The sequence below is a fragment of the Sphingomonas sp. NBWT7 genome, from assembly GCF_014217605.1.
Lineage (GTDB): Bacteria > Pseudomonadota > Alphaproteobacteria > Sphingomonadales > Sphingomonadaceae > Sphingomonas.
The window spans coordinates 2084985-2107488 of sequence record NZ_CP043639.1 but is presented as its reverse complement, the minus strand read 5'-3'; the positions used below and the strand labels follow the sequence as shown (position 1 = coordinate 2107488).

General features: G+C 69.7%; 17 protein-coding genes. 8 read left to right on the top strand and 9 right to left on the bottom strand.

Features of this window, described 5'->3' with window-relative positions; all coding sequences use genetic code 11:
* Nucleotides 1-94: 94 nt before the first annotated feature.
* Genes F1C10_RS10365 through F1C10_RS10355 form a run of 3 tightly spaced genes read right to left on the bottom strand, consistent with a single transcriptional unit; the run spans nucleotide 95 to nucleotide 3224 of the window.
* Complete coding sequence (locus F1C10_RS10365) at nucleotides 95-1255, bottom strand: efflux RND transporter periplasmic adaptor subunit (RefSeq protein ID WP_185205970.1); 1161 nt, start codon at nucleotides 1253-1255, stop codon at nucleotides 95-97.
* Nucleotides 1252-2775, bottom strand: coding sequence for an efflux transporter outer membrane subunit (locus F1C10_RS10360; RefSeq protein ID WP_258042843.1), 1524 nt, complete (start codon nucleotides 2773-2775; stop codon nucleotides 1252-1254). Before F1C10_RS10360 ends, F1C10_RS10365 begins: the two co-directional genes overlap by 4 nt.
* A complete protein-coding gene (locus tag F1C10_RS10355; protein WP_185205968.1) occupies nucleotides 2763-3224 on the bottom strand; it encodes a MarR family winged helix-turn-helix transcriptional regulator in 462 nt (153 codons plus the stop codon). The genes F1C10_RS10360 and F1C10_RS10355 overlap by 13 nt, the downstream gene beginning before the upstream one ends.
* 114 nt (nucleotides 3225-3338) lie before the next feature.
* Here F1C10_RS10355 and F1C10_RS10350 point away from each other — a divergent pair, with 114 nt between their 5' ends.
* Nucleotides 3339-6194 carry a pitrilysin family protein gene (locus F1C10_RS10350; RefSeq protein ID WP_185205966.1) on the top strand — a complete coding sequence of 952 codons (2856 nt, stop codon included), beginning with the start codon at nucleotides 3339-3341 and terminating at the stop codon, nucleotides 6192-6194.
* Nucleotides 6194-6493: a hypothetical protein gene (locus tag F1C10_RS10345; RefSeq protein ID WP_185205964.1), complete on the top strand. Its 300-nt coding sequence runs from the start codon at nucleotides 6194-6196 to the stop codon at nucleotides 6491-6493. The genes F1C10_RS10350 and F1C10_RS10345 overlap by 1 nt, the downstream gene beginning before the upstream one ends.
* 229 nt (nucleotides 6494-6722) lie before the next feature.
* Here F1C10_RS10345 and pepN read toward each other — a convergent pair whose 3' ends face one another.
* On the bottom strand, nucleotides 6723-9317 hold the full coding sequence (pepN, locus tag F1C10_RS10340; RefSeq protein ID WP_185205963.1) for an aminopeptidase N: 2595 nt from the start codon (nucleotides 9315-9317) through the stop codon (nucleotides 6723-6725).
* 305 nt (nucleotides 9318-9622) lie between these two features.
* Between pepN and F1C10_RS10335 the strand changes: the two genes are divergently transcribed.
* Together F1C10_RS10335 and F1C10_RS10330 are read left to right on the top strand one after the other, a co-directional pair.
* Nucleotides 9623-11146 carry a M28 family metallopeptidase gene (locus F1C10_RS10335; protein ID WP_258042842.1) on the top strand — a complete coding sequence of 508 codons (1524 nt, stop codon included), beginning with the start codon at nucleotides 9623-9625 and terminating at the stop codon, nucleotides 11144-11146.
* Nucleotides 11147-11263: 117 nt separating this feature from the next.
* Entirely contained in the window at nucleotides 11264-12085 is an 822-nt protein-coding gene (locus F1C10_RS10330; protein WP_185205959.1) for an NAD(P)-dependent oxidoreductase, read from the top strand.
* Here the strand turns inward: F1C10_RS10330 and F1C10_RS10325 are convergent.
* The 4 genes from F1C10_RS10325 to purD form a co-directional block, all read right to left on the bottom strand.
* On the bottom strand, nucleotides 11995-12912 hold the full coding sequence (locus F1C10_RS10325; protein ID WP_185205957.1) for a DMT family transporter: 918 nt from the start codon (nucleotides 12910-12912) through the stop codon (nucleotides 11995-11997). The genes F1C10_RS10330 and F1C10_RS10325 overlap by 91 nt on opposite strands.
* A gap of 64 nt (nucleotides 12913-12976) precedes the next feature.
* A complete protein-coding gene (locus tag F1C10_RS10320) occupies nucleotides 12977-13981 on the bottom strand; it encodes a low specificity L-threonine aldolase (RefSeq protein WP_185205955.1) in 1005 nt (334 codons plus the stop codon).
* 96 nt (nucleotides 13982-14077) lie between these two features.
* Complete coding sequence (locus F1C10_RS16565; RefSeq protein ID WP_219729733.1) at nucleotides 14078-14839, bottom strand: hypothetical protein; 762 nt, start codon at nucleotides 14837-14839, stop codon at nucleotides 14078-14080.
* A gap of 82 nt (nucleotides 14840-14921) precedes the next feature.
* A complete protein-coding gene (purD, locus tag F1C10_RS10310) occupies nucleotides 14922-16187 on the bottom strand; it encodes a phosphoribosylamine--glycine ligase (protein ID WP_185205953.1) in 1266 nt (421 codons plus the stop codon).
* On the opposite strand from purD, the gene xseA reads away from it, so the two are divergent.
* The 3 genes from xseA to F1C10_RS10295 all read left to right on the top strand — a co-directional run bounded on the left by xseA (nucleotide 16186) and on the right by F1C10_RS10295 (nucleotide 18690).
* The gene (xseA, locus tag F1C10_RS10305; protein ID WP_185205951.1) at nucleotides 16186-17577 is read left to right on the top strand and encodes an exodeoxyribonuclease VII large subunit; all 1392 of its coding nucleotides are present in this window, start codon (nucleotides 16186-16188) and stop codon (nucleotides 17575-17577) included. The two genes, purD and xseA, sit on opposite strands and share 2 nt — an antisense overlap.
* 64 nt (nucleotides 17578-17641) lie before the next feature.
* The gene (locus tag F1C10_RS10300; protein ID WP_185205949.1) at nucleotides 17642-17842 is read left to right on the top strand and encodes a DUF2093 domain-containing protein; all 201 of its coding nucleotides are present in this window, start codon (nucleotides 17642-17644) and stop codon (nucleotides 17840-17842) included.
* On the top strand, nucleotides 17839-18690 hold the full coding sequence (locus F1C10_RS10295) for a M23 family metallopeptidase (RefSeq protein ID WP_185205947.1): 852 nt from the start codon (nucleotides 17839-17841) through the stop codon (nucleotides 18688-18690). The genes F1C10_RS10300 and F1C10_RS10295 overlap by 4 nt, the downstream gene beginning before the upstream one ends.
* A 156-nt stretch (nucleotides 18691-18846) precedes the next feature.
* On the opposite strand, the gene F1C10_RS10290 is transcribed toward F1C10_RS10295, so the two are convergent.
* Entirely contained in the window at nucleotides 18847-19428 is a 582-nt protein-coding gene (locus tag F1C10_RS10290; protein ID WP_185205945.1) for a hypothetical protein, read from the bottom strand.
* Nucleotides 19429-19537: 109 nt separating this feature from the next.
* Between F1C10_RS10290 and F1C10_RS10285 the strand changes: the two genes are divergently transcribed.
* Entirely contained in the window at nucleotides 19538-22492 is a 2955-nt protein-coding gene (locus tag F1C10_RS10285; protein WP_185205943.1) for a TonB-dependent receptor domain-containing protein, read from the top strand.
* Nucleotides 22493-22504 lie beyond the last annotated feature (12 nt).

The window sequence follows — 22504 nt, the reverse complement described above, 5'->3', positions numbered from 1 at the left end:
CGCTACCCGTCGCGGGGGCATAATCGTCGCGTGAGCCGGCGTACGCGTGTCGGCCCGTCGCATCTGCGGCGCGGTGACGGGCAATGTCATCGCCCTAGCGGTTCGCGGCGATGATCTGCGCGATCTTCGCCTCCACTGCGGGATCGGCCTCGGCGATCGCGCCGCGGTACGGCTGGCTCGCCGGCTGCGCGAGCCGTGCGCCGCGCACGTCCGCGGTGTCGACCGTTGCCATCACCGACAGGCCGACGCGCAGCGGGTTGGCGCGCAGCTCGCGCGGATCGAGCATGATGCGCACCGGCACGCGCTGGACGATCTTGATCCAATTGCCGCTCGCGTTCTGCGGCGGCAGCAGCGCGAAGGCGTTGCCGCTGCCCGCCGACAGTCCGACGACGCGGCCGTGATAGACGATGTCGTCGCCATAGGCGTCCGCGACGATCGTCGCGCGCTGGCCGATGCGCAGGTCCTTGAGCTGCGTCTCGCGGAAATTGGCGTCGACCCACAAGCGGTTGAGCGGCACGATCGCCATCAGCGGCGTGCCGGCGGCGATCTGCTGGCCGACCTGCGCGTTGCGCTGCGCGACGACGCCGTCGATCGGCGCGACGACATGCATGTGGCTGCGCACGATCGCGGCGCGGCGATAGCCCGCGATCGCGGCGAGCACCGCCGGGTTGGTGCCGACGGCGGTGCCCGCGACGGTGGTCTGCGCCTGCGCGCGGCGGCTGCGCGCGAGGTTGAGCGCGGCGGTCGCGACCTTCACCTGATCGGCGGCGTGGCCGAGCTCCTCGCCCGACACCGCGCCCTCGGCGGCGGCACCGCGGCGGCGCTGATAGTCGGCGCGCGCGGCGGCGAGCTGCGCGTCGGCCTGGACGACCGCGGCCTGCGTTTCGTTGACGCGCGAGAAATCGGAACGCGTGCCGCGCACCGCTCGCGCCAATTCTGCCTCCGCTGCGGCGAGGTTCACGTCGGCCGTCAGTGGATCAAGGTCGATCAGCGGCTGCCCCGCCTTAACCGCCTGCGTATTGTCGGCGTGCAGCGCGACGATCGTGCCGGGATCGCGCGCGGTGACCGCAACGACGTCGCCGGCGACATAGGCGTCGTCGGTCTCCTCCTCGGGCTTCGCCAGCAGGAAATGAAACACCGCCCAGATCGCGAGGCCGACGAGCACGACGACGGCGAGGATCAGCAACAGGCGCTTGCGCGTCGCGGGCTTGCCGCTCGGCGGGGACGCGGGCGAGGTGGCGGCAGTGTCGGTCATGGCTGGGCGGTCCGGGCGGGAAGGGTGGTGGCGGCGGGGGTGCGCGCGGGGTCGAAGCCGCCGCCCAGTGCCTGGACGAGGCGTGCGTGAGCGGCGAGGGCGTCGATGCCGAGCGTCGCTTGCGCGAGCTGCGCGTCGAGCAGGCGGATGTCGGTATCGATCCCGGTCAGCCGCGAATCGAGCCCCGCGGCGATGCGCACCGCGTTGAGGCGGTTGGTTTCGGCAAAGCCGCGCACGACGGCGCCCTGCGCCGCGGCCTCGCGCTCGGTCGCCTGGATCGTCGCGAGTGCGTCGGCGGCGTCACGTACCGCGCCGACCACAACGCCGTTATAGTCGGCGATCGCGAGATCGACCGCGGCGGTAGCCTCGGCGAGATCGGCGCGCAGCCGCCCGCCGTCGAAGATCGGCAGGTGCAGCGCCGCGCCCGCGCCAGCGGTAGCGGCTTCGGGATTGAAGAAATTGCCGATGCCGACCGCCTGGAGCCCGGCGAGCGCGATGAGGTTGACGTCCGGATAGAAAGCGCGGCGAGCGACCTGGCGGCCGGCGGCGGCGGCCTCGACCCGCGCAGTGGCGGCAGCGATGTCGGCGCGGCGCGCGAGCAGGTCCGCGGGGATCGTGGCAGGTAGCGGCAGCGCGGTTGGCGCGGCCAGCCGCGTCGGCCCGATGCCGGCCGTATAGTCGGCGCCGCGCCCGGCGAGCTGCGCGAGCGCGTTCGCCGCCAGCACGCGCGCGGCCTGCGCGCGAGTCAGCGCGACGCGCGCCTGCGCGAGCAGCGTGGTCGCGGCCTGCACGTCGAGCTTGCTCGCGAGGCGGTTCTCGACGCGGACGTTGACGAGGCGGACGGCGCGCTCGCGCGTCGCGATCGTGGCGCGGGCGATGCCCGCGATCCGCTCGGCGCGCGCGACCTCGGCATAGGTCGAAACGACCGCGCCGGCGAGCATCAGCCGCGCGGCCTCGACGTCGAGCGTGGCAGCGCCGGCGGACGCGCGCGCGCCGGCGATCGCGGCGCGCTGGCGGCCGAACAGGTCGAGGTTCCACGACAAGTTCGCCTGCGCCGTGCCGAGGAAGCGCACGCTGCCCGCGAAGGGCGGCGGGATCGTGTAGCGGCCGGATAGTCGCGCGACCTGTGCGTTGCCGTCCGCGGTGATCGACGGGGCGAGATCGGCGTCGCGGCGTGCCAGCACCGCCTCCGCCTGACGCACGCGGGCGAGCGCGGCATCGAGCGTCGGGCTGCCGGCGAGGGCGTCGGCGACGATCCGGTCGAGCTGCGGATCGCGATAGGCGGTCCACCATTGGGGATCGAGCACCGGCATCGGCGCGCCAGTGAGGCCGAGATCGACCGGCGCCTTCGGAGTGAGCTGCGGGCGCGTGTCGGGCGGCGAGCACGCGGCAAGGGCGAGGAGCGCGGCGCCGATGTTGGCGGGCACGCCGAACTTGAATCGTCCCGCGCCGATGCCCTTAGGACCGGCGGCGGCGCGGCCAGTGCGGATCGCCGGGCGGGACATGTTCAGGCGGCGCATGCGGCGCTTTCCTCCATCGTGCGGCGCAAGCGCTGCAGCGTCGCGATCAGATCGGCGACCTCCGCGTCGCTCCAGTCGGCGAGAAAGCCGTTCCAGCAGTCGATCACCTTGCGCTTGGCCGCTACCGCTGCCTCGCGCCCCGCGGTTGTAAGGCTCAGCCGCACGATGCGGCGATCGGCGTCGTCGCGCTGGCGCACCACCCACCCGGCCTGTTCCATCTGGTCGATCAGCCGCGTCATCGCGCCCTTGTCGTGCCCCAGCGTGCGCGCCAGCCCGGCACAGGTATCGGCATGGTCGAAATAGAGCGACACCAGCGTCATCCACTGCGTCGCGCTCATCGCGTCGTCAGCGAGCGTCCGGTCGATCGCGGCAACGCTCATCTGGTGGATCTGACGAACGAGATAGCCGGGCGACACGTCGGGGTAGAAGGTCGAGTCGGTAAACGGCATATCGTTGCTTAGGCAATGACTGCCGCGGCAGTCAATAAGCGTTACGAAATGTTGCCGGCTTCCGCGCGGGCCGATCGCGCGTTAGGCTCGCGCCACCTGTAGGAGTTCCCTATCTTGCGCCTGTCGAACAAGCTTGCCGCCGGCGTTGCGGCAATCGCTCTCGTTGCACCCGTCACCGCCTCCGCCCAGACCAACGTCCCGACCGGGCCCGCCGCCGCGAAACCGGCGCCGGTCGCCGATCTCGTCCGCGCGGTCGACATTCCGTACGAGCAGTTCACGCTGCCCAACGGGCTGCGGGTGGTGGTGCACACCGATCGCAAGGCACCGGTCGTCGCGGTATCGGTGTGGTACGACGTCGGATCGAAGCACGAGCCGGCGGGCAAGACCGGCTTCGCGCACCTCTTCGAGCATCTGATGTTCAACGGCAGCGAGAATGCGCCGGGCGACTTCTTCGAGCCGCTGAAGCAGGTCGGCGCGACCGACCTCAACGGCACGACCTATTTCGATCGTACCAACTATTTCGAGACGGTGCCGACCGCGGCGCTCGAGCAGGCGCTGTACCTAGAGAGCGACCGCATGGGCTATCTCACCGGCGCGATCTCGCAGGCGGTGCTCGACGAGCAGCGCGGCGTCGTCCAGAACGAGAAGCGCGAGGGCGATAACCAGCCTTACGGGCTCGTCAGCTACAAGCTGATCGAGGGCGTCTTCCCCGATGGGCACCCCTATGGCCACAGCACGATCGGATCGATGGCGGACCTCGACAAGGCGAGCCTCGGCGACGTCAAGACATGGTTTCGCGATCATTACGGCCCCAACAATGCCGTGCTGGTGCTTGCAGGCGACATCGACGTTGCGACGGCGAAGCGGCTGACGGCGAAATACTTCGGCGCGATCAAGCCAGGACCGAAGAGCGTTGCGCCCGCCGCTGCGGTGCCGACACTGGCCGCGCCCAAGGCCGAGGTGATGAAGGACCGTGTCGCCGCACCGCTGATCATCAAGAGCTGGCCGGTGCCCGGGTTGAACGATCCCGCCGCGCCCGCGCTGGAAGTGGCGGCCGCCGTGCTCGGCGGGCTGGCAAGCTCGCGCTTCGACAATGCGCTGGTGAAGGGCGACAAGACCGCGGTGCAGGTGAGCGCGAGCTACTCGGACTATGCACAGGTCGGCACCTTCACGATCAGCGCGGTGGTACGCCCCGACGTCGATCCGGCCACCGTATCCAAGCGGCTCGATGCGCTGGTTGCCGATTTCATCCGCACTGGCCCGACGGCAGACGAGGTACAGCGCACGCTGACGTCAACGATCGCGCGGCGGATCGGCGGGCTCGAAGCGGTCGGCGGGTTCGGCGGCAAGGCGGTCGCGCTCGCCGAGGGCGCGCTCTATTCGAACGATCCGGGCTTCTATAAGAAGCAGCTGGCGCGGCTCGCGGCGCAGACGCCGGCAAGCGTCAAGGCGGCGGCGCAGCAGTGGCTGACGCGGCCGGCCTACGCGCTGACCGTCGTGCCGGGCGACCGCGATGCCTATGCCGAAGCCGAAGTGCCGCCGGCGGTCGCGACCACCACCGCGCCCGAGACGCCGCCCAAGGGCACGCGCGCGCCGATGCCCGCGGTGGGCACTGTCGGCACGCTCGCCTTCCCGGCGATCGAGCGTGCGCGGCTCGCCAACGGGGTGGAGCTGATCTACGCCAACCGCACCACCGTGCCGGTGACGCAGATGGTGGCGAGCTTCGATGCGGGCGTCGCGGCGGACGTGCCCGACAAGCTCGGCACGCAGGCGATGATGCTGGCGATGATCGACGAGGGGACGCAGCGGCTCGATTCGATCAAGCTCGCCGAGGCGAAGGAGCGGCTGGGGCTCGACATCTACACCGGCTCGTCGCCCGATCGCACGACCGTGAGCTTCCGCGCGCCGAGCGCCAACCTCGCGCCCGCGGCCGGGCTGTGGGCCGAGCTGCTGCGCGCGCCGTCCTTCCCCGAAAGCGAGCTGCCGCGCGTACGCGGGCAGATGCTGACGCAGATCGCGCAGGAGCTGACCGATCCCGAGGGCATCGCGCAGCGCATCGTGCCGCCGATCCTCTACGGCACGGGCAGCCCCTATGCGAAGAGCCGCGGCAGCGGCGACGCGGCGGCGGTGAAGGCGCTGACCCGCCAGGATCTCGTCGGCTTCCACCAGGCGTGGATGCGGCCCGACAAGGCGAAGATCTTCGTCGTCAGCGACCGTCCGCTCGCCGAGATCAAGGCGACGCTCGACACCGCGCTCGCCGGCTGGACCGCGACCGGCGCGGCGGGCACGAAGGTCTTCCGCGAGGATCGCATGCTGCCCGCGCCGCGCATCCTGCTGGTCGATCGCCCCAATTCGCCGCAGTCGCGCATCACCGGCGGGCTGCGCACGTCGCTGAAGGGCACCGACGACCTGTTGCCGCTGATCACCGCGAACGATGCGCTGGGCGGCGATTTCCTCGGCCGCATCAACATGGACCTTCGCGAGGCGAAGCACTGGTCGTACGGCGCGTTCGGCAATTTCAACCGCAACGCCTTTGCCGCGCCCTATGTGATCGTGGCGCCGGTGCAGGCGGACAAGACCGGCGCGTCGATCGCGTCGCTGCGGCAGGAACTGGGCGCCTTCGTCGGCGCGAAGCCGCTGACGCAGGCCGAGTTCGACCGCACGATCACCGGTGCGACGCGCTCGCTCGCCGGCGATTTCGAGACGTCGGGTGCCGTACTCGGCGCGATGCAGGCGAACGACCTCTATCGCCGGCCCGACAATTATTATGCGACGATCACGCAGCGCTACCGCGCGATGACGCGCGACGAGCTCGATCGCGCGATCCGTAGCGTCATCGATCCGAACCGCTTCGTATGGGTGGTGATCGGCGACGCCAAGGTCGTCCGCCCGCAGCTTGACACGCTGGGACTGCCGGTCGAGGTGACGAGCGCTGCGTCCGTGACGGGCGCGTCTGAGGAGAGCAAGTGATGGCTGGTGTCGACGGTACGTACGACGTGGTGGTCAAGTCGCCGCTGGGCGATCAGAAGTCCACGCTGACGGTGAAGAGCGACGGCAACACCTTCACCGGCACCAACGCGGGCGCGATGGGCGCGAACGACGTGTCGGGCGAGGTGAACGGCAACACGCTGACCTGGAAGCAGCAGATGACGGTGCCGATGCCGATGACGCTCGACATGAGCGTGACGATCGACGGCGATACCGTCAACGGCACCGTCGGCGCCGGCGCGTTCGGCAGCTTCCCGCTGACGGGCACGCGCGCCGCTTGAATTAGTGGCGGGGGTTGGGACGTACTTCCACCCCCCGCCGTTCACCCTGAGGAGCTGCTGAGCCTTAGGCGAAGCGGCGTCTCGAAGGGTGTGTCGTCAACCCCGGTGCTTCGAGACGGTACCCTTCGACCACCTGCGAAGGCAGGCGCTCAGGATAGGCTTCGCCTTCGGCTCAGCACCTCCTCAGCGCGAACGGTTGAGGGGGTAGGGGTTCGATGGAGCGAGGAAACTAGCCCTCCAAACTCTTCGAGGCCTGTTCGAACAGGTCCTTCGACAGGCCGGGCGTCGCGACGATGCGTTCGAGTTCGGCGCGCATCAGCGCCGCGCGCGCGGGATCGAAGCGCCGCCAGCGGCCGAGCGGCGGGAGCAGCTTCGCCGCGGTCTGCGGGTTGAGCCGGTCGAGCGCGATCAGCTGATCGGCGAGGAAGCGATAGCCCGCGCCGTCGGCGGTGTTGAACGCGCGTTGGTTGACCGCGAAGGCACCGATCAGGCTGCGTGCGCGGTTGGGGTTCGACAGCGCGAAATCGGGATGTTCGGCGAGCGCGGCGACCGCGGCGGGCGTATCGTCGCGCGTCGACAGTGCCTGCGTCTGGAACCATTTGTCGAGCACGAGCGGATTGCCGGCGTAGCGATTGTAGAAGATGTCGAGCGCCGCCTCGCGCAGATCGCTCGTCCCGTTGGCGAGCGTGCCGAGCGCGCCGTGCCGATCGGTCATGTTGTCGGCGCGCTCGAACTGGCGGAAGGCGATCGCGTCGGCATCCGCCGCGCCGGAGGCGGCGATATAGCCGAGCGCGACATTGCGGATGCGGCGCGCGGCTTTGGCGGCCGGTGTGTATTCGAACGGCGCGTCGTGGCTGTTCGCCTCGTACACCGCGCGCCAACGATCGGCGAGTTCGAGGCCGAGATCGCGGCGCAGCGCCTCGCGTGCGCTATGGATCGCGTCGGGATCGACGGTGGCGAGCTGGTCGCCGACGAAGCTTTCGGACGGTAGCAGCACCGCCTCGGCGATGAAGGCTGCGTCGAGCGCGGGATTGTCGAGCGTGTCGGCGACCGCGTCGATCACCGCGCGGTGGCTGGCCCTGCCCTCCACCGCGCCGGCGACGAGCGTGTCGAGCATCAGCTGCTGCATCGCCTCGTAGCGCGCAAATGGATCGTCGTCGTGCCGCGCGAGGAAGGCGAGATCGGCGGCGGTGCGATCGCTCTCGATCGTGACCGGGGCGGAGAAGCCGCGGTTGATCGACAGGACGGGGCGCTCGGGCACGGTCTCGAACACGATCGTCTCGCTCGCATCCTGGAACAGGACGAGCCGTTCGGGGCCGAGCGGTTGGCCAGTCTTGGCGCCGAACAGGCGGATGCGCAGCGGTAGCACCATGGGCTGCTTGACCGGCTGGCCCGGTGTCGGCGGCACCTGCTGCGCGAGGCGCAGCGTCGCGCGACCGCCCTTATGTTCGAGGCTGGCGGAGACGCGCGGGGTGCCGGCCTGGCTGTACCACAGGCGGAAGCGCTTGAGGTCGATGTCGCCCGCTTCCTCCATGCACGCGACGAAATCCTCGCACGTTGCCGCGGTGCCGTCGAACCGATCGAAGTACAGGTCGCTTCCCATGCGGAAGCGCGCCGGGCCGAGGATCGTCGCCATCATGCGGATCAGCTCGGCGCCCTTGTTGTAGATCGTCGAGGTGTAGAAATTGGATATCTCGAGGTAGCTCTCGGGACGGACGGGATGCGCGAGCGGCCCCGAGTCCTCGGGAAACTGGCTGGCGCGCAGGCCGCGCACGTCCTCGATCCGCTTGACCGCGGCCGAGCCCTGGTTGGCGGAGAAGCCCTGGTCGCGGAAGACGGTGAAGCCTTCCTTGAGGCTCAGCTGGAACCAGTCGCGGCAGGTGACGCGGTTGCCCGACCAATTGTGGAAGTATTCGTGCGCGACGACGGTGGCGATCGCGTCGTAATCGTAATCCGTCGCGGTATCGGGATCGGCGAGGATGTAGCGGCTGTTGAAGATGTTCAGCCCCTTGTTTTCCATCGCGCCGAAGTTGAAATCGTCGACCGCGACGATGTTGAACACGTCGAGATCATATTCCCGGCCGTAGACGCGTTCGTCCCACGCCATCGCGGTCTTGAGTGCGTGGAGCGCATGGTCCGTTTTAGGCAAATCACCCGCGCGCACCCAGATGCCGAGTTCGACCTCGCGACCCGAGGCGGTGACGAAGGTGCCGCGATTGCACGCGAGATCGCCGGCGACGAGCGCGAACAGATACGACGGCTTGGGGAATGGATCGTGCCACTCGGCCCAGTGCGTCCCGTCGCCGTTGTCGCCGGAGGCGATCGGATCGCCGTTCGCCAGCAGGACGGGGTAGCGCGCCTTGTCCGCGGCCATTCGCACGCGATAGGTGGCGAGTACGTCGGGGCGATCGGGGAAGAAGGTGATGCGGCGGAAACCCTCCGCTTCGCACTGCGTGCACAGGTTGCCGCCCGATGCGTAGAGGCCCATCAGCTGCGTGTTGCGATCGGGCGCGATCTCCACCTCGGTCTCGATCACGTGCGCCTCGCCGGCGAGCGGCACGACGAGCGTGTCGCCGTCCATCTGCCAATCGTTGATCGCGACCCCATCGACGCTGACCGACAGCGGGACCAGCCCCTCGCCGTCGAGCCGCAGCGGCTCGCCGTTCGCAGCATTGCGCGCAACGTCGAGCCGCGCACGGACGCGCGTCGCGGCGGGATCGAGCGCGAAATCGAGTGCGACGCTCGGCACCAGCCACGCCGGCGGGGCATAATCCTCGCGGCGCTTGGCGGCGGGAACGGCGGGCGCGGTGAAGGCGTCGAGCATGAAGAGACTATAAACGGCGCGCGCAGTGGTTCCATCGAAACCTTGCGGCGGGCGGGGCGGGTGCTAGGGCGGTGGTATCAAGCCATACTTTCGCTCGTCCCGGGTCGCACTGCCGCCGCCGCGGGCATGCGCGCGGAACCCTGCTGGAAGCCACGATGCGCCGCCTTGCCCTGTCGCTCTGCGTCGCCACCCTGCCCTCAGCCGCCATCGCGCGGGACGCCGCACCCGTGCCGACCGCTCCCCCGGCTACGATGCCTCGCGCGACGCCGCTGTCCGCGGGGGCGGCGGCAATCAAGGGACACGTCATGTTCCTGGCATCCGATGCGATGCGCGGACGCGAGGCGGGCAGCGCGGAATATGACATCGCCGCGCAATATGTCGCGTCGCAGTTCTTCGCCGCGGGGCTGAAGCCGGGCGGTGACGCAGCGGCCGGCGCGCAGGGCTATCTGCAGCAGGTGCCGCTTGTCGCGTACAAGCCGGCGGGTAAGGGGACGGTGAGCATCACGCGCGCCGGCGGCGCCACGCAGTCGCTGATGTACGGTGTCGATTACGTGCCGTCGGCCGATCCGCGCGCGAAGGAGACGGCGGTGACCGCGCCGGTAGTGTTCGTCGGCTACGGGATCGTCGCGCCGGCCTATGGCCGCGACGATTACAGGGGCGTCGATGTGCGCGGCAAGATCGTCGCCTTCGTCAGCGGATCGCCAGCCAAGATGACCGGCGAGGAGCGCGCGTGGCTGGGGTCGGCGACGACCAAGGCGCGCTTCGCCGCCGAGCGCGGCGCGATCGGGACGATCACGCTGCAGACGCCGCGCGCGGAGAAGCAGCGCGCGTTCGCGCGGCTGGTCGAGGCGAGCACGCACACGCGGATGACGTGGGCGAACCCCGACGGCACCGGCAACGTCGAGGCGGGATCGATCCCAGCCCTCGCAACGCTGAGCGTGGCGGGCGCGACGAAGCTGTTCGCCGGCGCCCGGACGCCGTGGGCGAAGGTCGCGCGCGCCGCCGACAAGCCCGACGCAGTGTTCGTGGCCGAGCAGTTGCCTGCGACGCTTGCCGCCGCGACGCAGACGAGCTTCGCGCCGGCGCGCTCGTCGAACGTCGTCGGCGTGCTGCCCGGCAGCGATCCGGTCCTGTCGAAGGAGGTAGTGGTGCTGTCCGCGCACCTCGATCACGTCGGGGTCAGCGGCGAGGGCCCGGACACGATCCACAACGGCGCGCTCGACAACGCGATCGGCATCGCGAGCCTGATCGAAGAGGCCAAAAGGTTCCAGAAGGAAGGCGCGCCCAAGCGGACGATCGTGTTCCTGGCGGTGACCGCGGAGGAGAAGGGGCTGATCGGCAGCGATTATTTCGCCAATCACCCGACCGTGCCGCTGCAGTCGATCGTCGCGGACGTGAACCTCGACATGCCGATCCTGACCTATCGGTTCGAGGACATGGTGGCGTTCGGCGGCGACCGCTCGACACTCGGTCCGATCATCCGCCGCGCGGTGGAGGGGGCAGGGCTGGCGCTGTCGCCCGATCCGATGCCCGACGAGGGGATCTTCGTCCGCTCGGATCACTTCCGCTTCGTGCAGAAGGGCGTGCCTTCGGTGTTCCTGTGGCCGGGGCAGAAGGGGCCGGGCAAGGCCGCGGTCGAACAATTCATGTCGACCAACTACCACAAGCCGGGCGACGATCTGTCGCAGCCGATCGAGTGGGAGCAGGGCGTCCGCTTCGTCGACGTCAATTACCGCATCGCGCGCGAGATCGCCGACAGCGCGACACGCCCGGTGTGGAACAAGGGCGATTATTTCGGCACGCTGTTCAAGGGGCCGATAGCCGAGTGAGACGTCGGTGGGCGCTGCCAGTATGTGGCGCCTGAAGGGGGCCAGCGCGCCGATTGCTGCGTTATCTGGTCGCGGGTGTCGAGCATTGCCGACGCGCGGCTAGCGAAAGGGATTTCGATGCGGCTGTTCATCTTCGGGCTCGGCTATGCCGCCGGGGCGATCGCACGGGCGAGCGGCTGGCCGGTGCTGGCGACGACGCGCGACGGGCGCGACGGCACGATCCGCTTCGACGACGCGGCGGCAGTACGCGCCGGGCTGGCGAGCGCGACGCACGTCCTGTCTTCCGTGCCCGCCGACGAGGAAAGCGGCGATCCGGTGCTCGCGCGCTACGGCGACGCACTTGGCAGCCGTTGGCTCGGCTACCTCTCGTCGACCGGGGTTTATGGTGATGCAGGCGGCGGGTGGGTCGACGAGAGCGCCCCGATCCGTGGGCGCCGGGTGGGGCGCAATGCGGCGGATGCGGCGTGGCTGGCGCTGGGGGCGCGGGTGTTCCGCCTGCCCGGTATCTACGGCCCGGGCCGCTCGCCGATCGAGCGGCTGCGCGAAGGCAAGGCGCATCGCACCGGGCTGATCGATCAGGTGTTCAGCCGGGTCCATGTCGACGATATCGCGGCCGGCGTCGTCGCCGGGTTCGCCGGGCCGGCGGGGGCGTACAATCTCGCCGACGATCTGCCGGCGAGCCAGGACGCGGTAGTGGAGTATGCCGCGGCGCTGATTGGTATGGCGCCGCCGCCGATCGTGCCGCTCGACAGCCTGTCGCCGATGGCGCGCGCCTTCTATGCCGAGAACCGGCGGGTTGCGAATGGCATGGCGAAGCGGGTGCTCGGTTGGCGCCCGCTCTACCCCGATTACCGGTTGGGCCTGCGCGCGGTGAGCGCGACGATCAGCCCGACCCCGGCGAGCGCCGCGCCGCCTGCGGCGAGCGGCGTCCAGCGATAACCTTCGAACGCGGTCGACAGCGCCATCGCGATGACGGGGACGATGACGCTCGAATAGGCCGATTTGGCGGGGCCGATGATGCGGATCACGCCGAAATAGAGCGGAAAGGCGAGCGCCGAGGCGGCCAGCCCGAGATAGAGGATCCCGGCGATATAGCCGGCGCGCCACTCGATCACCGGGGGGCCGACGGTGGCATAGGCCCAGGCGGCATCGAAGGCGCCACCCAGCAGCATCGCGATCGCCGTCGTGCGCAGCATCGGATAGGCGCGCGCGGTGGCCGTTCCCTGCATCACGTTGGCGCTCGACGCCGAGAGGATCGCGCATAGCGTGAGCGCGATGCCCGTCAGCGAGGCGCCAGGCCCGTTCGGATCGCTGCGTACCTCGTGCAGGAAGAGCAGTGCGACGCCGGCCATCGCGATGGCGGACCCGACGATCAGCTGCCGCCCGAGCCGCTGACCGAGGAAGATCCGGCCGAACAGCGCATTGGGCACGAGCAGCAGCGCGAAGACCACCGCGACGAGCCCCGAGGTGATGAATTGTTCGGCGCGATAGACGAAGTTGAAGTTGAGCACGAACTGCGCGAGCCCGAGCGCCGCGGCGAAGCGCAGCCCGCGCGCGTCGATCCGCCCCCCCTCACGACGGATCGCCGACCAGGCGTAGAGCGCGATCCCGGCGACGAGGAAACGGTAGCTGACCGACCAAGACGGCGGCACGACGCCGAGCTGGTCGCGGATGACGAGCCAGGTCGAGCCCCAAATCAGCGTTACGATCGCGAAGGGCACGAGGACGCGGGCGCGGGTCGACTGCGGGGGCGGGGCGGTGGCCATGCGCGGGCGCTATATGCGTTTGCGGAACCGCGCCACTGTTTCGAAAAGCTCCGCCCGGCGGCGATCAGCCGAGCGCCGCGATCGCGTCTGCCAGCGGGCGGATGTCCTCGGCGCGCTGGTTCCAGGAGACGACGAGCCGCGCCTCGCCGGGCCCCCAATCGTAGAAGTCGAAGCCCTTGGCGCGCAGCGTCGCCGCCTCTTCTGCGGAAACGCGCAGAAACACTTCGTTCGCCTCGACCGCATGGACAAGGCGATCGCCCGCGGCGGCGGCGATCTGCGCGGCACCCGCATTCGCCGCGCGCGCATTGGCCAGCCAGCGGTCTTCGTCGAGCAGCGCGAGGATCTGCGCCGCGAGATAGCGGCCCTTGGACAGCAGCAACCCGGCGCGCTTGCGGCGATAGCGTGTCGCATCGACGAGGCCGGGCTTGAAGAACACCAGCGCCTCCGCGCTCATGCCCCCGTTCTTGACGAAGCCGAGGCTGAGCGCAGTGACTCCGGCGCGCCACGTCATGTCCGCCGCCGAGCAGCCGGCGGTGACGAGCGCGTTGGCGAAGCGCGCGCCGTCCATGTGCAGCGTAAGGCCGCGTTCGGCGGCAAGCGCGCCGATCGCGGCAACCTCGTGCGGCTGGTAGACGAGACCGTATTCGGTGGCGTTGGTGATCGAAATCGCGTGCGGCTGCACTTGGTGCACGTCGTCGCGGATCGTCGCGAGCAACGCGGCGATCGTCTCGGGCGTCAGCTTCGCGCCGTCGCCCTGCGCGAGCATGAGCTTCGCGCCATGGGTGTAGAATTCGGGCGCGCCGCACTCGTCGTTCTGGATGTGCGCGTCATGATGGCAGACCACCGCGCCGTGCGGCGGGCAGAGCGCGGCGAGCGCGAGGCAATTGGCGGCGGTGCCGCTCGGCACCCACAGCGCCTCGACCGCGGTCTCGAACAGGTCGGAGAGCCGCGCGTCGAGCGCCTTCGACCAGCGATCGCCGTCGTAGGCGGTGTCGAGCACGTCGGCCTCTGCCAGCGCGGCGAGCACGGCAGGATGGACCGGGGCGGCATTGTCCGAGAAGAAGCGCATGCCTGCCGCCTTCGCGCGGCGGATCGGCGCCGTCAATCGACGTGGGTTACGCCGCCGCCACTGGTCACGGGAATGGACGTGCAGTGGACGAAGCGATCAAAGCTTCCCGAACCGGTCCTCGTACGTCCTGATGTCGCCCGCGCTGAGCAGCTGCGCCTGTTCGAGCCAGCGATCGCGACCCATGCGGCCGGTGAAATTGCCGAGCCGCGCGTCGAGATCCTCCGCGGCGCGCTGATCGAGGGCGGCGAGATCGCCGACGGTGACGATGCCGTGCTCGGCAAGCATCGCCGCCACCTTGGGGCCAAGGCCTTTGATCGTCGTCACCGGCGCATCGCCGGCTGGACTTGCTTGCTGCGCGGGGGATGGCGCGTGCTCGGGCTCAGGTTGCGGCGCGACGGGGGCAGGCTCGGGCTGCGCCTCGGCGGCGGGGGAGGCGTCCTGCGGCGCGGCGGCGGCGATCGGCTCGTCGGCGAGCGGCGCCGTCGGCCGGGTCTCGCCATCGCTCGGACCAGCGGTGGGCGCGGCGGTCACCTCGGGCAGGTCGGCGAGCGGCGGCGGGGGCGGCGCGACGGGCGGCGCAGCGACGTTGGTCGGGACGGGGGCCGGCGTTGACGGGGATGGCGCGGGTGCAGCGTCGGCAACGGGCTGCGGATCGGCGCGGCGCACCGATTGCGGGCGCGGGCGCGCCTCGCGACGTTCGGCGGCGAGCCGTTCCTCCTCGAGCCGCTGCGCCTCGACCCGCGCGCGCTTCTTGCGCACACCGACGAGGATGCCGATCACCGTCAGCACGGCAAGAACGGCGATCACTGCCAGTAGGATGCCGGTCAACGTGCCGGTATCGGATATGCCTTGGTCCATGATACGCTCCGCTACGCCGAACGCTAAGCCTTAGGTAAGCGCCGCGGTTCCCGCAACGTTAGCGGAACGATCGCGTGCCTCGTCAGGCGATCGCGCGCCAGCCGATGTCGCGGCGGCAGAAGCCGGTCGGGAAATCGAGCGCGTCGACCGCACGGTATGCCGTGGCCTGCGCCTCGGCGACGCTGGCCCCCGTTGCCGTCACCGCGAGCACGCGCCCGCCGGCGGCGACGATCGCGTCATCCTGCGCGCGCGTGCCGGCCTGGAACACGATCGCGCCGGTCGCCTCGGCCGCATCGATCCCGCCGATCGTTCCGCCGGTGCGCGGCGTGCCGGGATAGCCTTCCGCCGCCATCACCACCGTCAGCGCAATGTCGGGGGTAAAGGCGGGGGCGGGCAGATCGGCGATACGGCCCTGCGCAACAGCAAGTAGCGTGTGGAGCAGATCACCGTCGAAGCGCGCCATCAGCACTTGGCATTCAGGATCGCCGAAACGCACGTTATATTCGATCAGCTTGGGGCCGTCCGCCGTCAGCATCAGCCCGGCGTAGAGCACGCCGACATAGGGCGTGCCGGCGGCGGCCAGCGCGTCGATCGTCGGGCGGACGATCTCGCCCAGCGCACGCTCCTCGAGCGCGGGCGTCAGGACGGCGGCCGGGGAGTAGGCGCCCATGCCGCCGGTATTGGGCCCGGTATCGCCGTCGCCGACGCGCTTGTGATCCTGCGCGCTGCCGAAGCTCGCGGTGGTCGTGCCGTCGGACAGGACGAACAGGCTCGCCTCCTCGCCCTCGAGGAATTCCTCGATCACCGCTTCGGCCGGCCCGTCGGCGAACAGCGCGGCAATCGCCGCTTCGGCCTCGGCGCGGCTCATCGCGACGACGACGCCCTTGCCGGCGGCGAGACCGTCCGCCTTGATCACGCAACGGCACGTCCCGTCGGCGACGAAATCGTCGAGGCACGCGAGCGCGCCGTCGCGCGAGGTGACACGGAAGTAGCGCGCGGTGGGGATGCCGACGCGCGCGCACAGATCCTTGGTGAACCCCTTCGATCCCTCGAGCTGCGCCGCCGCGCGGCCGGGGCCGAACACGGGCACGCCGATCGTGCGGATATTGTCGGCGAGGCCATCGACCAACGGCGCTTCGGGGCCGATCACGACGAGGCCGATCTGCTGCCGGCGGATGAAATCGATCACCGCGCGGTGATCCGCCACGTTGAGCTCGGCGATCGTCGCATGGCGCGCGATGCCGGGGTTGCCGGGGGCGGCATAGAGCGTATCTAACCCCTCAGACTGCGCGAGCTTCCAGGCGAGCGCGTGTTCGCGGCCCCCCGCGCCCACCAGCAGGACGTTCATGCCAGACCCCTTTCTCGATCTTCCCGCGCGGCTCGTAGCGGACCCGATCCCGGGGGACAACGCAGCGGCGATGTCGGTCGGCGAGCTGTCGAGCCGGCTGAAGCGCGTCGTGGAGGGCGAGTTCGGCCACGTGCGGCTGCGCGGCGAGATCTCGGGCTACAAGCGCGTCGCATCGGGCCACTGCTATCTGTGCCTGAAGGACGATGCCGCGGTGATCGACGGCGTGATCTGGAAGGGGCAGGCGGCGAGCCTCGCCTTCCGGCCCGAGGACGGGATCGAGGTGATCGCAACCGGACGGCTGACGACCTATCCCGGCCGCTCCAAATATCAGGTGATCATCGAGCGGATGGAACTTGCCGGCGCGGGCGCGCTGATGGCGCTGCTCGAGCGCAACAAGGCGCGGTTCGAGGCGGAGGGGCTGTTCGCCAAGTCGAAGGCGCGGCGCGTGCTGCCGTTCCTGCCGCGGCGGATCGGCGTCGTCACCTCACCGACCGGCGCGGTGATCCGCGACATCATCCACCGGCTGGAGGATCGCTGCCCAAGCCACCTCCTCGTCTGGCCGGTCAAGGTGCAGGGCGACGGCGCGGCGGCCGAGGTTGCCGCTGCGGTGCGTGGGTTCGACGCGCTGCCCGCCGACCTGCGCCCCGATCTCGTCATCGTCGCGCGCGGCGGCGGCTCGATCGAGGATCTGTGGGCGTTCAACGAGGAGGCGGTGGTGCGTGCGGTCGCAGAGTGCCGCATCCCGATCATCTCCGCCGTCGGGCACGAGACCGACACCACCTTGTGCGACTATGCCGCCGACCTGCGCGCGCCGACGCCGACCGCCGCCGCCGAGCTGGCGGTGCCGGTGCTCGCCGACGTCCGGCTGACGGTGGGCGCGCACGGCAAGCGGATCGAGCGCTGCGCGCGCCGGCATGTCGAGCGCGGGCGCGAGCGGCTGGGTGCGCTCGCCCGGCTGCTGCCGACGCGTGACCGGTTGCTCGGGCCGCAGCGCCAGCGGATCGACGACCTGGGCGGGCGGCTCGACCGCGGGCTCGAGCGGCACGTGGTGCGCGCGCGGGGCACGCTCGATCGGACGGGGGCGGTGCTGCGTCCGGCGCTGCTCGACCGGCGGGTGGAGAGCGCGCGGCAGCGGCTGGCCGATCTTGGTCGGCTGCTTGCCTCGGTCGATCCCGACGCGCCGCTCGCGCGCGGTTATGCCCGGGTGACGGGGCCGGACGGGACGACGCTGGCGACCGCCGCGGCGGCGCGTGCGGCGGGTGCGGTGACGCTGCACTTCCGCGACGCGACCGTCGATGCGGTGATCGACGGTGGACGGGCCGAGCGGGCTAGGGCCGAGGCCACGCCGCGCAAGGCGGCGGCGAAGATGGACCAGCCGACGTTGTTTTGAAGGTGGATTGCGCGGGCGGGCCAGAGGCCCGGCGCGTTACAGGATGAGTGAGAGGCATTCAGGGATGTTGATGTCAAATTCGGACCGGCCCGCGCGGCTGCACTATATGGCGAACGGGTTTCGCGTGCTGACCCCCGGCGATCACGTGGCGTGCGCGATTAGCGGCGCGCGGATCGCGATCGAGGACCTGCGCTACTGGGACGTCGCCTCGCAGCGCGCGTTCGCCAGCGCGACGCTGGCGGCGGAGGCGATGGCGCCGCGATGAGGCGATCGCTGGCCGTGGTCGCGATCGCATCGGCGGGCATCGCCGCCGCGACCGCGACGGTCGCGCAGCCGATGGCGGCGGCAGATGCACGGATCGCGATCGCCGGCAGTGCCAGCCAGGGTGGGTTGCTGGTCGGCACCGCGCCGCGCGGCACGATCGCGCTGGCGCTCGACGGCAAGCCGGTGGCGGTCGCCCCCGACGGCCGCTTCGTCATCGCCTTCGACCGCGATGCGGCGAGCTGCGCCACGCTCACCGCGACGCTCGCCGACCGGCGGGTGGTGACGCAGGAGATCGCCGTCGCGCCGCGCGCGTGGCGGATCGAGCGGCTCGACCGGGTGGCAAAGGTGCCGGTGCCGTCGGCCGACTTCCTGGCGCGCCGACCGGGCGAGCTGGCGCAGATCAACGCCGCGCGTGCCGGTACCGCGGACGTCGCGGGGTGGCGGCAGCGCTTCGTCTGGCCCGCGACGGGGCGCATCTCCGGGCTTTTCGGAGCGCAGCGCATCTATCGCGGCGAGCCCGGATCGTATCATTCGGGCGTCGACGTGGCGCGCCCCACCGGCACCCCTGTCGTCGCGCCGGCGGACGGCGTGGTCGTGCTCGCCGCGGCGGCGCCATTCACGCTGGAGGGCAACCTTCTGATGATCGATCACGGCATGGGGCTGAACAGCGCCTTCCTCCACCTGTCACGGATCGACGTGCGCGTCGGTGCGCGCGTGCGGCAGGGCGAACAGATCGGCGCGGTGGGCGCGACGGGCCGCGCATCCGGCCCGCACCTCCACTGGGCGATGAAGTGGCGGGACGCGCGGATCGATCCGCTGCTGGTCGCGGGGCCGATTCCCCCCGGCTGACGGAACGCGCCGATCGCTCGGCACCGATCGCACGGCGGGGGCGTCAGTGCCGAAGGAGCGCCGGAGCAGAAAGGTCCGTGATTGCGTCGCTCCCGCCTTCCCCGTCGCCTACCCGGCTAGCAAGGCTCTACCGGTCCCGAGGGAAACGATCCGACGTCAGAGCACGCGTTCCACGTAGCTCGGGGTGCCGTTGTTGATCGACAGGCGGAAGCCGCCGGTAGCGGTGGTGCGGATGCGCACCGTGCCGCCGACACGCGGCTCTACCTGCAAGCCGCCCAGTGTGCGCCACAGCTGGCCGTTCGCGAGGCGAATGTACCACATCCCGCGTCCGCTGGCCGGACGATAGGAGGCGACGGTGTCGTTGATCTCGCGCACCGTGTCGCGTTCCTGATCGGCGCGTTCGGCGCGGGTCGGGAGCGGACCGGTCTGCACCGGATCGCCGAGCCCGAGTCGGCGCGGCCGTTCCGGTTCCGTGCGCGGCAGCAGCGTACCGGCGGTCTGTGCGGCGTCGATCGCGTCGGCGGCCTTGTCGAAGCAGGCGAGGCGCGCGCCGGCATCGGAGATCGCGCGGCAGCGCGCAAGCTCGGCGAGCGGCGCGGGCACGGTCTGGCCGTTCGCCGAGGGCGCGAGCGCGATCGTCAGCATTCCGGCGGCGACGAAACCCAGTGCGCGGTTCCGGACAGCGGCGGGATCGATGTGTGGCTCTTTTGACACGCCCCGCGCAAGATCGTTGCTCAAGCTACTCTCCGTGATTGTGATTTGTTCGAACTACATTTTAATGACGGTCATGCCCGCCTGACAGCACAATAGGCTGCGGTGGGTCCGATACGAATAGGGGACACCTGTAATGAAATCCAACGTGCGCATGCGTCTGCTCGCATCGACGCTGATCGCGGGCATGACGGTCGCGGCTCCGGCGTTCGCCCAGACGAACGATGATCCGCAGTCCAACTCGGTCAGCTCGGTCCAAGATCCCACCGCCGGGGAGGGTACCGAATCGATCGTCGTGACCGGCACCCGCATCCGCCGTCCGGATCTGGTGTCCACCAGCCCGCTCGCGGTCGTCGACGACGAGGAATTCCAGCTTTCGGGTTCGGTCAACGCCGAGCAGGTGATCAACACCCTGCCGCAGGTCGTGCCGGGTTCCACCGCGTTCTCGAACAACCCGGGCGGCGGCGTCTCGACGCTCAACCTGCGCGGCATCGGCGCGACCCGCACGCTGGTGCTGGTCAACGGCCGTCGTTACGTTTCGTACGACACCAGCCAGGTCGTCGACATCAACACCATCCCGACGTTCCTGCTGTCGGGCGTTGACGTGATCACCGGCGGCGCCTCGGCCGTGTACGGTTCGGACGCGCTTGCAGGCGTCGTCAACTTCCGTCTGCGTGACGATCTGAACGGCATCACCGCCGGCGCGAACTACAACATCACCGAGCGTGGCGACGGCCGCCGTTATGGCGCGAACGTCGCGATCGGCACGCAGTTCGCCGACAACCGCGGTCACGTCACCGTGTTCGGCGAATACTACAAGCGCGATTCGCTTCTGCAGGGCGCACGCGGCTTCTCGAACCAGGCGCTGGGCGATGGCGCTACCGGCCTGATCCCGCTCGGTTCGGCGACCACCAATCGCGGCCGCATCGCGGCTGCCGGCTCGCAGGTCATTCCGGCAGGCAACGGCCTTGCCCAGATCACGCTGCCGCGCGGCGCGGGCAACTTCGGCACGGCGCTGGGTGCGAACTTCGGTAACCCGGGCGTGTCGACCGCGTACAACAGCACGACCGACGCCTATAACTACGCCGTCGACAACTATCTGATGGTGCCGCAGGAGCGTTACCTGCTGGGTGGTTATGGCTCGTACGAGATCAGCCCGGCGGTTACGGCCTATGCTGAGGTGACCTTCACCAACAACCGCGTCGCCAACGAACTGGCGCCGACCCCGGTTACCGGCTCGTTCAACGTCAATGTCGCGCAGCAGCAGCAGTTCCTGTCGGCGGCCGACTTTGCCGCTCTGCAGCAGATCGACATCAACGAGACGGCGATCAACGCAGCGCGCACGGCACGCGGCCTCGGCCCGCTGTTCACGGGCGCCAACGCGGCGTCGAACGCCGCGGGCGTCGTCAACCTCAGCATCAACCGCCGCGTCAACGAGACCGGTTCGCGCAACGCGCTCGACGAGCGTAGCGCCTTCCGCCTGCTGACCGGCATCAAGGGCCCGCTGTTCGGCGATTTCACGTACGACGCTTACTATTCGTACGCCCGTACGCGGAACGCCAACGTCCAGGCCGGCAACATCTCGCGCTCGGCCTTCCAGCGTGGGCTGGACGGCACGGATGCCGCGATCAACGTGTTCGGCCCGGGCACGCTGACCCCGGCGATGGTCGACCAGATCTCGATCCTGGCGCAGAACGGCGACGTTTCGGTACTGCAGGTGGCCTCGGCAGCCGGCACGCTCGGCAACCTGGGCATGGGCGCGGGTGACCTCGGCCTTGCGCTCGGTGTCGAATACCGCAAGGTGAGCAGCCAGTTCATCCCGGATACGGCGCTCTCGTCGGGCGACGTGATCGGCTTCAACGGCGGTCTGCCGACGTCGGGTTCGTACAACGTGAAGGAAGTGTTCGGCGAGCTCGACCTGCCGATCATTGCCGATCAGCCGTTCTTCTACCGCCTGAACATCAACGGCGCGGCGCGCTACTCCGACTATTCGCTCGGCGCGGTCGGCGGTGCGTTCACCTGGAAGGCGGGCGGCGAGTGGGCTCCGGTCCGCGACCTGACGATCCGCGGCAGCTACCAGCGCGCGATCCGCGCACCCAACGTGGGCGAGCTCTTCGGCGGTGCGTCGAACGGCTTCCCGGGTGCAACCGATCCGTGCTCGTCGCGCAACACCACCAACCAGACCGCTACCGTTCGCACGCTCTGCGAGCAGACGGGCGTTCCGGCTGCCCTGGTCTTCACGACCGGCATCCAGCCGAACGCGCAGATCGAGGGTCAGTTCGGCGGCAACCCTGCGCTGCAGGAAGAGAAGTCGGACTCGTGGACGGTCGGCGCTGTGATCCAGCCGTCGTTCATCCCGCGCCTGAATGTCACCGTCGACTATTTCAAGATCAAGGTTGACGACTACATCTCGACCTTCGGTGGTGGCCTGAACAACACGCTGAACCTGTGCTACAACCAGATCCAGAACATCAACTCGGTCTATTGCCAGGCGGTGGTGCGTGATCCTTCGACGGGTCAGATCGGTGGCGAGTTCCTGCCGCTGATCCTCAACGCCAACGTCGCGTCGATCAAGACCTCGGGTATCGACGTTCAGGTCGACTATGGTGTGCCGCTCGGCTTCGGCTTCCTCAATGAGACGTCGAACCTGAACTTCTTCTTCCTGGGTACCTGGACGGAGGAGAACACGTTCACCCCGGTGGTCGATCAGCCGGATATCCGGACCGATTGCGCCGGTCGCTTCGGCCAGTCGGTCTGCGGCAACCCGCAGCCGAAGTACAAGTGGACCAGCCGCCTGTCGTTCATCGACGGCCCGATGACCACCAGCGTCCGCTGGCGTCACCTGGGCAAGGTGCGTGACGACGACGACTCGACGGATTACATTGTCGAGCGTCTGGGCACGAAGGACTATATCGACCTGTCCTTCGCGCTGAACGTCACGGATCAGTTCACGCTGAGCGCAGGCGTCAACAACCTGTTCGACATCCAGCCGCAGCTGATCGGCGACAACCAGGAGCAGGCGAACACCTATCCGGGCGTTTATGATCCGCTCGGCCGTGACTACTTCGTGGCAGTGCGCTTCGCGTTCTGATCGACGATCACG

Bases quoted from the DNA above. Each gene is read 5' to 3' on its own strand.
- F1C10_RS10365 (WP_185205970.1), bottom strand. From the start codon at position 1,255: ATGACCGACACTGCCGCCACCTCGCCCGCGTCCCCGCCGAGCGGCAAG.
- F1C10_RS10360 (WP_258042843.1), bottom strand. From the start codon at position 2,775: ATGCGCCGCCTGAACATGTCCCGCCCGGCGATCCGCACTGGCCGCGCC.
- F1C10_RS10355 (WP_185205968.1), bottom strand. From the start codon at position 3,224: ATGCCGTTTACCGACTCGACCTTCTACCCCGACGTGTCGCCCGGCTAT.
- F1C10_RS10345 (WP_185205964.1), top strand. From the start codon at position 6,194: ATGGCTGGTGTCGACGGTACGTACGACGTGGTGGTCAAGTCGCCGCTG.
- pepN (WP_185205963.1), bottom strand. From the start codon at position 9,317: ATGCTCGACGCCTTCACCGCGCCCGCCGTTCCCGCCGCCAAGCGCCGC.
- F1C10_RS10335 (WP_258042842.1), top strand. From the start codon at position 9,623: ATGTTCCTGGCATCCGATGCGATGCGCGGACGCGAGGCGGGCAGCGCG.
- F1C10_RS10330 (WP_185205959.1), top strand. From the start codon at position 11,264: ATGCGGCTGTTCATCTTCGGGCTCGGCTATGCCGCCGGGGCGATCGCA.
- F1C10_RS10325 (WP_185205957.1), bottom strand. From the start codon at position 12,912: ATGGCCACCGCCCCGCCCCCGCAGTCGACCCGCGCCCGCGTCCTCGTG.
- F1C10_RS10320 (WP_185205955.1), bottom strand. From the start codon at position 13,981: ATGCGCTTCTTCTCGGACAATGCCGCCCCGGTCCATCCTGCCGTGCTC.
- F1C10_RS16565 (WP_219729733.1), bottom strand. From the start codon at position 14,839: ATGGACCAAGGCATATCCGATACCGGCACGTTGACCGGCATCCTACTG.
- xseA (WP_185205951.1), top strand. From the start codon at position 16,186: ATGCCAGACCCCTTTCTCGATCTTCCCGCGCGGCTCGTAGCGGACCCG.
- purD (WP_185205953.1), bottom strand. From the start codon at position 16,187: ATGAACGTCCTGCTGGTGGGCGCGGGGGGCCGCGAACACGCGCTCGCC.
- F1C10_RS10300 (WP_185205949.1), top strand. From the start codon at position 17,642: ATGTTGATGTCAAATTCGGACCGGCCCGCGCGGCTGCACTATATGGCG.
- F1C10_RS10295 (WP_185205947.1), top strand. From the start codon at position 17,839: ATGAGGCGATCGCTGGCCGTGGTCGCGATCGCATCGGCGGGCATCGCC.
- F1C10_RS10285 (WP_185205943.1), top strand. From the start codon at position 19,538: ATGAAATCCAACGTGCGCATGCGTCTGCTCGCATCGACGCTGATCGCG.